The 11,822-nt window shown below is 63.4% G+C and carries 12 protein-coding genes and 1 pseudogene; 10 read left to right on the top strand and 3 right to left on the bottom strand.

What is annotated here, in order from left to right:
• Positions 1-611: pseudogene (locus K675_RS0117255) on the top strand (beta (1-6) glucans synthase); the annotation flags it as partial.
• A gap of 200 nt (positions 612-811) precedes the next feature.
• On the opposite strand, the gene K675_RS0117250 reads toward K675_RS0117255, so the two are convergent.
• Entirely contained in the window at positions 812-1,171 is a 360-nt protein-coding gene (locus K675_RS0117250) for a hypothetical protein (protein ID WP_017904745.1), read from the bottom strand.
• 237 nt (positions 1,172-1,408) lie between these two features.
• On the opposite strand from K675_RS0117250, the gene K675_RS0117245 reads away from it, so the two are divergent.
• The 3 genes from K675_RS0117245 to K675_RS0117235 are packed head-to-tail and all read left to right on the top strand — an operon-like array spanning position 1,409 to position 4,361.
• On the top strand, positions 1,409-2,707 hold the full coding sequence (locus K675_RS0117245; protein ID WP_017904744.1) for a serine protein kinase PrkA: 1,299 nt from the start codon (positions 1,409-1,411) through the stop codon (positions 2,705-2,707).
• Entirely contained in the window at positions 2,700-3,488 is a 789-nt protein-coding gene (locus K675_RS0117240) for an MlaA family lipoprotein (protein ID WP_026145286.1), read from the top strand. The genes K675_RS0117245 and K675_RS0117240 overlap by 8 nt, the downstream gene beginning before the upstream one ends.
• A 24-nt stretch (positions 3,489-3,512) precedes the next feature.
• Positions 3,513-4,361 (top strand): Cof-type HAD-IIB family hydrolase, encoded by an 849-nt coding sequence (locus tag K675_RS0117235; RefSeq protein WP_017904742.1) that lies wholly within the window; start codon positions 3,513-3,515, stop codon positions 4,359-4,361.
• A gap of 150 nt (positions 4,362-4,511) precedes the next feature.
• On the opposite strand, the gene K675_RS0117230 is transcribed toward K675_RS0117235, so the two are convergent.
• Both K675_RS0117230 and K675_RS0117225 read right to left on the bottom strand, forming a co-directional pair.
• Positions 4,512-5,696, bottom strand: coding sequence for a patatin-like phospholipase family protein (locus K675_RS0117230; RefSeq protein WP_026145284.1), 1,185 nt, complete (start codon positions 5,694-5,696; stop codon positions 4,512-4,514).
• A 74-nt stretch (positions 5,697-5,770) separates the two neighbouring features.
• Positions 5,771-6,706 (bottom strand): lipid A biosynthesis lauroyl acyltransferase, encoded by a 936-nt coding sequence (locus K675_RS0117225; RefSeq protein WP_017904740.1) that lies wholly within the window; start codon positions 6,704-6,706, stop codon positions 5,771-5,773.
• Between the two features lie 120 nt (positions 6,707-6,826).
• Between K675_RS0117225 and minC the strand changes: the two genes are divergently transcribed.
• The 6 genes from minC to K675_RS33410 all read left to right on the top strand — a co-directional run bounded on the left by minC (position 6,827) and on the right by K675_RS33410 (position 11,771).
• Positions 6,827-7,564, top strand: a complete 738-nt coding sequence (minC, locus tag K675_RS0117220) for a septum site-determining protein MinC (RefSeq protein WP_026145283.1) — start codon at positions 6,827-6,829, stop codon at positions 7,562-7,564.
• A 204-nt stretch (positions 7,565-7,768) separates the two neighbouring features.
• Positions 7,769-8,581, top strand: coding sequence for a septum site-determining protein MinD (gene minD / locus K675_RS0117215; RefSeq protein ID WP_017904738.1), 813 nt, complete (start codon positions 7,769-7,771; stop codon positions 8,579-8,581).
• A gap of 3 nt (positions 8,582-8,584) precedes the next feature.
• Positions 8,585-8,839 (top strand): cell division topological specificity factor MinE, encoded by a 255-nt coding sequence (gene minE / locus K675_RS0117210; protein ID WP_010449114.1) that lies wholly within the window; start codon positions 8,585-8,587, stop codon positions 8,837-8,839.
• A 196-nt stretch (positions 8,840-9,035) separates the two neighbouring features.
• The gene (locus K675_RS0117205; RefSeq protein WP_017904737.1) at positions 9,036-9,671 is read left to right on the top strand and encodes an RluA family pseudouridine synthase; all 636 of its coding nucleotides are present in this window, start codon (positions 9,036-9,038) and stop codon (positions 9,669-9,671) included.
• A 375-nt stretch (positions 9,672-10,046) separates the two neighbouring features.
• On the top strand, positions 10,047-11,336 hold the full coding sequence (locus K675_RS0117200; protein WP_017904736.1) for a M18 family aminopeptidase: 1,290 nt from the start codon (positions 10,047-10,049) through the stop codon (positions 11,334-11,336).
• A 258-nt stretch (positions 11,337-11,594) separates the two neighbouring features.
• Positions 11,595-11,771: a hypothetical protein gene (locus K675_RS33410; RefSeq protein ID WP_017904735.1), complete on the top strand. Its 177-nt coding sequence runs from the start codon at positions 11,595-11,597 to the stop codon at positions 11,769-11,771.
• Positions 11,772-11,822 lie beyond the last annotated feature (51 nt).

The raw sequence follows: 11,822 nt of genomic DNA, 5'->3' as shown, positions 1-11,822 counted from the left end.
CCGTGCCCCCCCTGCCGTACTGGCCACAATGGCTGGCATTCGGTGCCATGCTGTTCGTCGCCACCCTGCTGATCGGCGGGCGTGTACGCACACCCCGCGCCGCGCTGCTCCTGCCGCTGCTGGGCGCGCTCGCTGCCTGCTCCATCGGCGCCTGGGGCGAACTGGCACGGGTGACCAGCCGCTTTGCCGGCGAATGGATCTGGGCCGGCCTGTTGCTGGGCCTGAACCTGTTGGTACTGGCCCACGCGGCCCTGGCCCTGGGTGATCGTTCGGGCTGGCGCCACGGTGTCTTCGCATGGCTGGAGCATCGTGCCGGCTGGCTGCTGGCCGCCGCCGGTTTCGCGGGAGCGGTGATGATGCTGGAGCTGGCGCTGGACCCACGCTACCGCAGCTTCCCGAGCGCGGCGCTGCTGTTGCCTGCGCTGGCGTTCCTGTTACGCCCGGTCCGCGCGCCACGGGGAGAGATCGCCCTGCTGGCGTTCATCATCGGTGCCGGTATCGTCCCCCAGCTCTATCGCGAAGGGCTGCAGAACCCACAGGCCTGGGGCTGGGCGGCAGTCAGCCTGCTGCTGGTCGCGGCGTTGTGGCGCAGCCTGCGCGTTCGCCGCTGACCTGGGAATTGACCACTGAGCCCCTGTGGGAGCCGGCTTGCTGGCGATAGCGTTCTCATGAACGCCACATACAGTTGCTGGATGGCCGCGTTCGGCGGATCGCCAGCAAGCCGGCTCCCACAAACTGGACTGTCCCCAAGAAGTTGGCCTCCCATCCAACCCTTGGGGACAGTCCCGACCCGTTTTTTTGCATCAGGTCCTCAGGCCGCCCGCACCAACCGCAGGCCGGCGATCACCACCGCGAACACCGCCAGACTGGTGTTGTACAGCGCCAATGCCGGAAACCCGATCAACAGCGCCAGCACCGCCAGCCCCCAACCGAGCCGCCGCGGCAGCACGAATGCCAGCAACGCCATCACCAGGGCAGTCCAGCCCAGCACCTTGAAATGAATCAGCCAGCCCAGGTTCGAACGCGCCTGGCATTCCCAGCGCAGCGCCTCATCGACACAGAGACCGACCCACCGGCCATCTTCCATCAGCCCGTAACGCACGCCATAACTGGCAGCCAGCCATAGGGGCAGGACGAGAAGCAGCAGAATCAGCGGCAAACGGCGGGACATGAACGACTCCGATAGGCAAAAAAGCGGCGCCCAGCATAATCGCCAAGGCGCCGCTTGCAAGCTTTAACAAGGGTTAACTGGTCAGCAAACTACGGCAAAGTGTATCGTCTGTAGGCTATTGTCTGGATGAATGCCGCACGACTGCATTTTTTCGTCAGCGGACATGGCACTTCGGCAGTACCCCAGTGGTCATAGCCTGCGACTCCCATTCAGCATCGCCTTTTAAAGGATGTAGTCATGCTCCGTTCCCTGCGTCTCGCCACTTTTGTCGGCGGTCTCATTCTGAGTGCGTCCGCGCTGGCGGTCGATGTCGACGCCGCCAGCTATGGCTACCCGTTGACCAACCCGTTCGAAGCGACCATCGCCACCACTCCGCCGGATCTGCGCCCGCAACTGCCCGATGATGATGACATCGACCAGTCGGACTACAGCGTGCAACTGCGCCCGGAACGCGAGTTCATCCTGCCGGACAACTTCTGGGCGGTGAAGAAGCTCACGTACCGTGTCGCCCGCCAGGATCACGCCGCACCGCTGATATTCCTGATCGCCGGCACCGGAGCGCGTTATGACAGCAGCCTCAACGAATACCTGAAGAAGCTCTACTACAAGGCCGGCTACCACGTGGTGCAGTTGTCGTCGCCGACCAGCTTCGACTTCATGAGCGCCGCCTCGCGCTTCGCCACCCCGGGCATCACCCAGGAAGATGCCGAGGACATGTATCGGGTGATGCAAGCCGTGCGCGCCCAGAACCCGAAACTGCCGGTCACCGACTACTACCTCAGCGGCTACAGCCTGGGCGCCCTGGATGCAGCCTTCATCAGCAAGCTGGATGAAACCCGCCGCAGCTTCAACTTCAAGAAGGTGCTGCTGCTCAATCCGCCGGTCAACCTCTATACCTCCATCACCAACCTCGACAAGCTGGTGCAGACCGAGGTCAAGGGCATCAACAACAGCACCACCTTCTATGAACTGGTACTGGCCAAGCTGACCCGCTACTTCCAGCAGAAGGGCTACATCGACCTCAACGACGCCCTGCTCTACGACTTCCAGCAGTCCAGGCAGCACCTGACCAATGAGCAGATGGCGATGCTGATCGGTACCTCCTTCCGCTTCTCGGCGGCGGATATCGCCTTTACCTCCGACCTGATCAACCGCCGCGGCCTGATCACGCCCCCCAAATACCCGATCACCGAGGGCACCAGCCTGACCCCAATGCTCAAGCGGGCCCTGCAATGCGACTTCGACTGCTACCTGACCGACCAGGTGATTCCGATGTGGCGTGCCCGCACCGACGGTGGCAGCCTGCTGCAACTGATCGACCAGGTGAGCCTCTACGCCCTCAAGGACTACCTGCACGACAGCCCGAAAATCGCCGTGATGCACAACGCCGACGACGTCATCCTCGGCCCCGGAGACCTGGGTTTCCTGCGCAGCACCTTCGGCAATCGCCTGACCGTCTACCCCCATGGCGGCCACTGCGGCAACCTCAATTACCGCGTCAACGCCGACGCCATGCTGGAGTTCTTCCGTGGCTAAACATCTGATGCTTATCGCCGCCCTGCTCTGCGCCGGCTACGCCCAGGCCGACAACAGCAAGGCCCATGACCCGGTCGTACCCGATGCGGACGGTTTCACCGAGCCGCTGAAGAAACTCAAGTTCAACCCGGGTCTGGACCAGCGTGAATTCGAACGTTCGACCCTTAACGCACTGAACGTCTACGACCCCCTGGAGTCGTGGAACCGTCGCGTCTATCACTTCAACTACCGCTTCGACCAGTGGGTGTTCCTGCCGGTGGTCGACGGCTACCGCTACATCACCCCGGGCTTCGTGCGCAGTGGCGTGAGCAACTTCTTCAGCAACCTGGGAGACGTGCCCAACCTGCTCAACAGCCTGCTCCAGCTCAAGGGCAAGCGCTCGCTGGAGACCACCGGGCGGCTGCTGCTCAACACCACCATCGGCATCGCCGGCCTGTGGGACCCGGCAACCAAGATGGGCCTGCCGCGCCAGACCGAGGACTTCGGCCAGACACTGGGCTTCTATGGAGTGCCGGGCGGTGCCTACCTGGTACTGCCGTTCTTCGGCCCGTCGAACCTGCGTGACACCGGTGGCCTGGTGTTCGATTTCGCGGCGGAATCGCAGATCAACTTCCTCAACGTCTCCGAAACCAGCGAGAACCATCCGGAGATCTACGCCCTGCGCGCCATCGACAAACGCTATACCACCAGCTTCCGCTACGGCCAGTTGAACTCGCCGTTCGAGTACGAGAAGGTACGCTACGTCTATACCGAGGCGCGCAAGCTGCAGATCGCCGAATAACACGCAAGGCTATCGGGAAAACCTGTGAAACTGTTCGCGGATGAATCCGGCTCCCACGACAACCTGTACAACCTGATCGTTTCCGACCTCGACGGGACCTTGCTGCTTGCGGACGACCGCATCGGCGAGTATTCCCGCTCGGTCCTCGACCGACTGGTCGAGTCCGGCCGGCACGTGGCGATCGCCACCGGCCGCAGCCGAGCTGAGGTCGAGGCGATCCTGCATGACTACCCGCTGCCGGTGCACCTGATCACCTCCAACGGTGCCTGCATCACCAGCGCCTGCGGGAACCTGGTCGCCTGCGAGTTCCTGGACGAAGATGCGGTCCGCGGCCTGCTCGACGCCACGCGGGAAACTGCGGGACTGATGATCAACGCCTACTGTGACTCACGCTGGATCACCAACGCCGATCGCGCACTGCTGGATACCTTCACCCTGCAGGATGAGTTCCCACCCACCCTGCTGGATGCCCGGGATTTTCCCGTGCAGGGTGTCGAGAAGCTCTTCTTCATCCACCCGGAACGTGACCACGAGGCCCTGGTGGCACTCGACTCAAGGCTCAAGGCCCTGCTCGGCAGCACCGTGCACAGCACCTTCTCGTCACCCTTCTGTCTGGAGTTCATGGCCAGCGCGGTGTCCAAGGGCAATGCGCTGAAACGGCTCGCCGAATTCCTGGATATCCCGCTGAGCCAGTGCATCGCCTTCGGCGACGGCATGAACGATGTGGAAATGCTCACCGTCGCCGGCAAGGGCCTGGTCATGGGCACCGCCCACCACAAAGTGACAAAGGCTCTACCCCAGCACGAAACCATCGGCGCCTGCACCGAGGAAGCGGTGGCCCGCTATCTGGCGGCCAGACTGTTGCACCTATAGGAGCAGAGGCGCCGCCCATTCCCGGAGCAGCACAACGGCTGGGGAAGCCGGCTTGCCGGCGGCGAATGCGGTCGAATCGACACCGCAAGGCTCAAGGGCTCATTCGCGGGCGAGCCCACTCCCACAGACAGCAGACCCGAGGCAGCCGGATCAACTGGCCGACGCCGCCTGCAACATCATCGCCTGGGGCAACCCGAGAAAGCGGCACAGTTCATCGCGCTTGGCCAAGGCATCGCGACGCCCCAACTCGATCAGTTCGCTGCAATAGCTCGCCTCGAACAGCAGATAGCTGAGCACGCTTGCACCGCTGGTCCGGGTCGCCCCCGGCCCCCGTAGAAATGTCCGCAACGCCGGCGGCAACTCGTGTCGATGCCGTGCGGCAATCTCGTCAAGCGGCCGGCTGGGCGCGATCACCAGCACATCCACCGGCGCCAGCCCCAGGCTCCGTGGCTGATGCGGTGGCAGCATGCGGCTGAACTGGTTCAAGCGCTGCAACAGCTCGATGTCGCTTTCCAGGCTGTCGATGAAGGTACTGTTGAGCATGTGCCCACTGATCTGTGCCAGGCTCGGCTGCTGGCCGGTGAAGGTCCGTTCGACAACCGCCCGCGGATCGAGCCCCCGCGAGTTGCCGCTGACCCCCACCACCAGCACCCGACTCGCCCCCAGGTGCAACGCCGGGCTGATGGGTGCCGACTGGCGCACCGCGCCATCGCCGAAGTACTCGTGGTCCAGCTTGACCGGAGCGAACAGCAGAGGAATGGCCGAACTGGCCAGCAGATGATCGACGGTCAACTGGGTCGGGACACCGATACGCCGATGGCGCAGCCAGGAGTCGATGGCGCCCTTGCCCTGATAGAAGGTCACCGCCTGCCCCGATTCATAGCCGAAGGCGGTTACCGCCACCGCCCGCAATTGCTGGTGCTCGATGGACTGTTCGATTCCCGGCAGGTGGATCTTCTCGTTGAGCAGGTCGCGCAGCGGCGAACTGTTGAGCAATGCCACCGGCACTTGGGAGCCAAGGCCGAGCAGGCTGTGACCGAAAAATCGCGCGGCTTGGTGAATCACCCCGGGCCAATCGCTGCGCAACACCCGATGGCTGCGAAAATTCCGCCAGAACGCGCTGAGGCGCTCGACGGCCGCGGTGAAGTTCATCGCCCCGCTGGCGAGGCTGACGGCGTTGATCGCGCCAGCCGAAGTGCCGACGATCACCGGAAACGGATTGCTCGCCCCCGGCGGCAGCAGTTCGGCAATCGCCGCCAGCACGCCTACCTGGTACGCCGCTCGTGCGCCCCCGCCTGAAAGTATCAGGCCGGTAACCGGTTCCGCTGGGCTCATCGTGACAACTCCATCAGTCAGCTGGCTATCTGATTACACCAGGCCCTTCCCCGACAGCAAGGGGCTGCCGCGTTTTATCGTCGTTTTTTGTCGTAGAGTCGTGGTTCTCCCGCCGGTCGGCTCTTGAACCGTCGATGAGTCCACAGGTATTGCTCGGGGCAGGCGCGCAGCGAAACCTCGACCCAGCGGTTGATCCGCAGGCAGTCGGCTTCCTCGGATTCAGCCGGGAAGTCCGTCAGCGGCGGATGAATCACCAGCCGATAGCCACTGCCGTCAGCCAGACGCTCCTGGGTGAACGGCACCACCAGCGCCTTGCCCAGGCGGGCGAACTTGGTGGTGGCGGTGACGGTAGCGGCCTGGATGCCGAACAACGGCACGAAAATACTCTGCTTGATCCCATAGTCCTGGTCAGGGGCATACCAGATCGCCCGGCCGGAACGCAGCAGCTTGAGCATGCCGCGCACGTCGTCGCGCTCCACCGCCAGGGAATCGAGGTTGTGTCGCTCGCGCCCACGGCGCTGGATGAAGTCGAACAGCGCATTGCCGTGCTCGCGATACATGCCATCGATGGTGTGCTGTTGGCCGAGCAGGGCCGCACCGATTTCCAGGGTGGTGAAATGCAGCGCCATGAGGATCACGCCCTTGCCTTCGCGCTGGGCCTGCCGCAGATGCTCGAGGCCTTCGACATGAGCCAGGCGCGCGAGGCGCGGCTTGGCCCACCACCAGCTCATGGCCATTTCAAAGAAGGCGATGCCGGTGGAGGCGAAATTTTCCTTGAGCAGGCAGGTACGCTCGGCGGCGGACTTTTCCGGAAAGCACAGCTCCAGGTTGCGCGCGGCAATGCGCCGACGCTCGCCGGCCACCCGATACATGGCCAGCCCCAGCGCACGGCCGATACGCAGCAGGGCACGGTAGGGCAACTGGACGATCAGCCAGAGCAGCCCCAACCCCAGCCACAGCAGCCAATAACGGGGGTGAAGAAAAGCAGCTTGAAAACGCGGACGATCCATTAACGATTCCGGACAGACACAGGGTCGCGCATTCTACAACGGTTCGGCGCGGCTTGCGGGGCGCGGGCGTTCTCGTTATAAGTCTCGGCACTTTCAGCGACAAGCCACGTTATGCCGACCATGAGCCAAACCGAACCGCTAGACCAGGATCCCGTGTTCCAGCTGAAGGGCAGCATGCTCGCCATCACGGTGCTGGAACTGGCGCAGAACAACCTCGAGGCCCTCGACCGCCAACTGGCGGCCAAGGTCGTCCAGGCCCCGAACTTTTTCAGCAATACCCCGCTGGTGCTGGCCCTGGACAAACTGCCCGCCGACCAGGGCGCCATCGACCTGCCCGGACTGATGCGCGTCTGCCGCCAGCACGGCCTGCGAACCCTGGCGATCCGTGCCAACCGTATCGAAGACATCGCCGCCGCGATCGCCATCGACCTGCCCGTGCTGCCGCCGTCCGGTGCCCGCGAGCGGCCGGTCGATCCGACCGAAGGCGAAGTGAAGAAAGTCCCGGAAAAACCACCGGAGCCGACGGTCCAGCCGACCCGGATCATCACCACCCCGGTGCGCGGCGGCCAGCAGGTCTACGCCAAGGGCGGCGACCTCGTTGTCGTCTCTTCCGTCAGCCCCGGCGCGGAACTTATGGCCGATGGCAACATCCATGTTTACGGACCGATGCGTGGTCGTGCCATGGCCGGCGTCAAGGGCGACACCAAGGCGCGGATTTTCTGTCAGCAATTGAGTGCCGAACTGGTGTCGATTGCCGGTCACTACAAGGTTTCCGAGGATCTGCGCCGCGATCCGCTATGGGGTTCGGGCGTTCAGATCAGCTTGTCCGGCGATGTGTTGAACATCATCCGTCTTTAACGGATACTTGCCGCCATTTCCGAAATGTCGCCTTCTTCGTAGCGAAAATGGCTCAAAGGGCTTAGGAAAACACGAAATGTAAAAATTACCGCCGGTACTTTGAACATTTCGTCGCTTCCAGGCCGAAGCCGTATGACTACAGTTGTTTTTCAGCGACGTTCTTCAGGGCTAGAAAGAGTCCTTTTTCCTTAGGGGTGAAACACCTTGGCCAAGATTCTCGTGGTTACATCCGGCAAGGGTGGTGTGGGTAAGACCACCACCAGCGCCGCCATCGGTACCGGCCTCGCGCTGCGCGGCCACAAGACAGTGATCGTCGACTTCGACGTCGGCCTGCGTAACCTCGACCTGATCATGGGCTGCGAGCGCCGCGTGGTGTACGACTTCGTCAACGTCGTGAACGGCGAAGCCAACCTGCAGCAGGCCCTGATCAAGGACAAGCGCCTGGAAAACCTGTACGTGCTGGCGGCCAGCCAGACCCGTGACAAGGACGCGCTGACCAAGGAAGGCGTGGAAAAGGTCCTGATGGAGCTCAAGGAAAGCTTCGAGTTCGTGGTCTGCGACTCCCCGGCCGGCATCGAGACCGGCGCGCACCTGGCGATGTACTTCGCCGACGAGGCGATCGTCGTGACCAACCCGGAAGTCTCCTCGGTCCGTGACTCCGACCGCATGCTCGGCCTGCTGGCCAGCAAGTCGCGCCGTGCCGAACAGGGCGGCGAGCCGATCAAGGAACACCTGCTGCTGACCCGCTACAACCCGGAGCGGGTGAGCAAGGGAGAAATGCTTGGCGTCGAGGACGTCAAGGAAATCCTGGCCGTGACCCTGCTGGGCGTGATCCCGGAATCCCAGGCGGTGCTCAAGGCATCCAACCAGGGCGTACCGGTCATCCTCGACGACCAGAGCGATGCTGGCCAGGCCTACAGCGATGCGGTCGACCGCCTGCTGGGCAAGACCGTCGAGCATCGTTTCCTCGATGCACAGAAGAAGGGATTCTTCGAGCGCCTGTTTGGAGGCAACTAAGCAATGAACCTTTTTGACTTCTTTCGTGCCAGCAAAAAAGTAAGCACCGCGTCGGTCGCGAAAGAGCGTCTGCAGATCATTGTGGCGCACGAACGCGGCCAACGCAGCACCCCGGACTACTTGCCCGCCCTGCAGCAGGAACTGGTGGAAGTGATCCGCAAGTACGTCAATATCGGGTCCGATGACGTGCACGTCGCCCTGGAGAACCAGGGCAGTTGCTCGATCCTGGAACTCAATATCACCTTGCCTGATCGCTGATCGATCCGGCCGGAGCCACGGCGGCCCGGTGATGTTCACACGCAACGCAGTTGTAGGAGCCGGCTTGCTGGCGATCGTCTCGACGCGGTTTATCTGATGAACCGCGTTGGCCCTGTCGCCAGCAAGCCGGCTACCACAAGAGCGCAAGTGTGAGCACCATCGGGCCGCCGTTGGCGTTTGTTACGAGACCGTTTTAATGCCGCTGTCGAATATCCGCATCATCCATCAGGACGCCGCCGTGCTGGTGGTGGACAAGCCGACCCTGCTGCTCTCCGTCCCGGGCCGGGCCGATGACAACAAGGACTGCCTGATCACCCGCCTGCAGGAAAACGGCTACCCCGAAGCCCTGATCGTCCACCGGCTGGACTGGGAAACCTCGGGCATCATCCTGCTGGCCCGCGACCCCGATACCCATCGCGAACTGTCACGCCAGTTCCATGACCGGGAAACCGAGAAGGCCTACACCGCGTTGTGCTGGGGCCAGCCGGAACTGGACAGCGGCAGCATCGACCTGCCGCTGCGCTACGACCCGCCGACCAAACCGCGGCACGTGGTCGACCACGAGTTCGGCAAGCATGCCCTGACCTTCTGGAGGGTGCTCGAACGCCACGCCGACTGGTGTCGGGTAGAACTGACGCCGATCACCGGACGCTCGCATCAACTGCGGGTGCACATGTTGTCCATCGGTCATCCGCTGCTGGGCGACGGGCTCTATGCCCATCCGCAGGCCCTGGCGGCCTGGCCGCGGCTGTGCCTGCACGCCAGCATGCTGAGCTTCACCCATCCGCAGAGCGGCGAGCGCCTGCGCTTCGAGTGCCCGGCGCCGTTCTGAACGACATACGCAGACTGTGTGGCGAGGGGGCTCGCCCCCGCTCGACTGCGAAGCAGTCGCAACCCGGCCGACTCGTCCCCCAGACACAACACGGTCGTCTGTTTTGGGGCTGCCTTGCAGCCCAGCGGGGGCAAGCCCCCTCGCCACAAACGTCCTGTAGGAGCCCGGCTTGCCGGCGACTGCGAAGCAGTCGCAACCCGGCTGACTCGTCCCCAGACACAACACGGTCGCCTGTTTTGGGGCTGCCTTGCAGCCCAGCGGGGGCAAGCCCCCTCGCCACCAGCAAGCCTTCTTGCCTGGCCCTCGCCCTCACCGCAGGCAAGCCGGCGCCTACAAGATACGGTAAACTCCCGCCACTGCTGTCTGGAGCCACTTATGCGCGAAGAGTTGAACCAAGGCCTGATCGACTTCCTCAAGGCCTCCCCCACCCCCTTTCATGCCACCGCCAGCCTGGTCCAGCGCCTGGAGGCGGCGGGTTATCAGCGTCTCGACGAACGTGAGACCTGGCACACCGAGGCCAACGGTCGCTACTACGTCACCCGCAACGACTCTTCCATCATCGCCATCAAGCTCGGCCGCGCCTCGCCGCTGCTGGCCGGTATCCGCATGGTCGGCGCCCATACCGACAGCCCGTGCCTGCGGGTCAAGCCACAGCCCGAACTGCAGCGCCAGGGCTTCTGGCAACTGGGCGTCGAAGTCTACGGCGGCGCCCTGCTCGCCCCGTGGTTCGACCGCGACCTGTCGCTGGCCGGCCGCGTCACCTTCCGCCGTGACGGCAAGGTCGAAAGCCAACTGATCGACTTCAAGGCGCCTATCGCAACCATTCCCAACCTGGCCATTCACCTCAACCGAGAAGCCAACCAGGGCTGGGCAATCAACCCGCAGAACGAGCTGCCCCCGATTCTGGCCCAGTTCGCCGGCGACGAGCGCGTCGATTTCCGCGCCGTGCTCACAGACCAACTGGCCCGCGAACACGGCCTCAGCGCCGATGTGGTGCTCGATTACGAGCTGAGCTTCTACGACACCCAGAGCGCGGCCGTGATCGGCCTCAACGGCGACTTCATCGCCGGTGCCCGCCTGGACAACCTGCTGTCCTGCTACGCCGGCCTGCAAGCGCTGCTCAATGCCGACAGCGAGGAGACCTGCGTCCTGGTCGCCAACGACCATGAAGAGGTCGGTTCCTGCTCCGCCTGCGGCGCCGATGGCCCGATGCTCGAACAGACCCTGCGCCGCCTGCTGCCGGACGGCGAGGACTACGTGCGCACGATCCAGAGGTCGCTGCTGGTCTCGGCGGACAACGCCCATGGCGTGCACCCCAACTACGCCGAGAAACACGACGCCAATCACGGCCCGAAACTCAACGCCGGTCCGGTAATCAAGGTCAACAACAACCAGCGCTACGCCACCAACAGCGAAACCGCCGGTTTCTTCCGCCACCTGTGCATGGCCGAGGAAGTCCCGGTGCAGAGCTTCGTGGTGCGTAGCGACATGGGCTGTGGCTCGACCATCGGCCCGATCACCGCCAGCCACCTGGGCGTGCGCACCGTGGACATCGGCCTGCCGACCTTCGCCATGCACTCGATCCGCGAACTGGCGGGCAGCCATGACCTGGCGCACCTGGTGAAGGTGCTGAGCGCGTTCTACGCCAGCCACGAACTGCCCTGAATCCGAAGGCCCCCCCCGAGCCGGACTAGTGATCGTTCCCACGCTCCGCGTGGGAACGCAGCCGGTGACGCTCTGCGTCACAAGAGCGGACACCGAGCGTCCAGAGAGACGTTCCCACGCAAAGCGTGGGAACGATCAGCGATCTACCCCCTCTTCATCAGACTCCATCATCCGGTCTGATCACTCCTGATACACATCAACGCATCCCCAACAAAGCGACCTAGACTGAAGGTACATCCCTTCGACAAGGCCGTCGTCATGATCACATCATTCGAGTTCCACTCGATGCTCATCCCGATCCTGGGAGGCATGTTGCTGCTGGCCTTGGGCTTCAACTTCCGGGAAAACCGCGCAGGTCCGCTGCTGATGTGGCTCGGCATGCTGTTGATCCTCGCGACGGTGGTCTACAAGATCCTCGCCAAACTGGCTGAATAAATGCGCGCCGCCCGAGGCTGGCGTACACTCGGTCGATCCGCATTCCGCATA

Origin of the sequence: Pseudomonas fuscovaginae SE-1 (assembly GCF_000364705.1) — a bacterium.
GTDB lineage: Bacteria > Pseudomonadota > Gammaproteobacteria > Pseudomonadales > Pseudomonadaceae > Aquipseudomonas > Aquipseudomonas fuscovaginae_A.
This window is presented reverse-complemented; position numbering and strand designations above follow the sequence as displayed.

Excerpts from the sequence above, each read along its gene's own strand:
- K675_RS0117250 (WP_017904745.1), bottom strand. The coding sequence starts at position 1,171 with ATGTCCCGCCGTTTGCCGCTGATTCTGCTGCTTCTCGTCCTGCCCCTA.
- K675_RS0117245 (WP_017904744.1), top strand. The coding sequence starts at position 1,409 with ATGCTCCGTTCCCTGCGTCTCGCCACTTTTGTCGGCGGTCTCATTCTG.
- K675_RS0117230 (WP_026145284.1), bottom strand. The coding sequence starts at position 5,696 with ATGAGCCCAGCGGAACCGGTTACCGGCCTGATACTTTCAGGCGGGGGC.
- K675_RS0117225 (WP_017904740.1), bottom strand. The coding sequence starts at position 6,706 with ATGGATCGTCCGCGTTTTCAAGCTGCTTTTCTTCACCCCCGTTATTGG.
- minC (WP_026145283.1), top strand. The coding sequence starts at position 6,827 with ATGAGCCAAACCGAACCGCTAGACCAGGATCCCGTGTTCCAGCTGAAG.
- minE (WP_010449114.1), top strand. The coding sequence starts at position 8,585 with ATGAACCTTTTTGACTTCTTTCGTGCCAGCAAAAAAGTAAGCACCGCG.
- K675_RS0117205 (WP_017904737.1), top strand. The coding sequence starts at position 9,036 with ATGCCGCTGTCGAATATCCGCATCATCCATCAGGACGCCGCCGTGCTG.
- K675_RS0117200 (WP_017904736.1), top strand. The coding sequence starts at position 10,047 with ATGCGCGAAGAGTTGAACCAAGGCCTGATCGACTTCCTCAAGGCCTCC.
- K675_RS33410 (WP_017904735.1), top strand. The coding sequence starts at position 11,595 with ATGATCACATCATTCGAGTTCCACTCGATGCTCATCCCGATCCTGGGA.